The organism is Psychrobacter sp. GW64-MNA-CIBAN-0177 (assembly GCF_040309585.1).
Lineage (GTDB): Bacteria > Pseudomonadota > Gammaproteobacteria > Pseudomonadales > Moraxellaceae > Psychrobacter > Psychrobacter okhotskensis.
This window is the reverse complement of sequence record NZ_JBEOOY010000546.1, coordinates 1-242: the sequence shown is the minus strand read 5'-3', so window position 1 is coordinate 242 and position 242 is coordinate 1. Positions and strand designations below refer to the sequence as shown.

Genomic DNA, 242 nt, shown 5'->3' with positions numbered 1-242 from the left:
AGATACTCCTGGCGCTCAAGCCGAGCGGATTATAGCCATCAAAGAGCAAATAACAGTGCTCAAGCAGCAAATCGCTAAAGTACCATTTATCGATACCTTTGATTTACGCTATAACAACTATGCGAAACGCGAAGTCCCTTCTAGTCAAGCGGTGATGTTTTGTTTAATGGATGTGTCAGGTTCGATGGATCAAGCTACCAAAGATATGGCTAAACGTTTTTATATTCTATTGTATCTATTTC

Annotated in this window: 1 protein-coding gene; it reads left to right on the top strand. The window is 40.1% G+C overall.

What is annotated here, in order from left to right:
* Positions 1-242, top strand: a 242-nt coding sequence (locus tag AAEY79_RS16160; protein WP_352289738.1) for a DUF444 family protein, incomplete at both ends; no start/stop codon positions are given.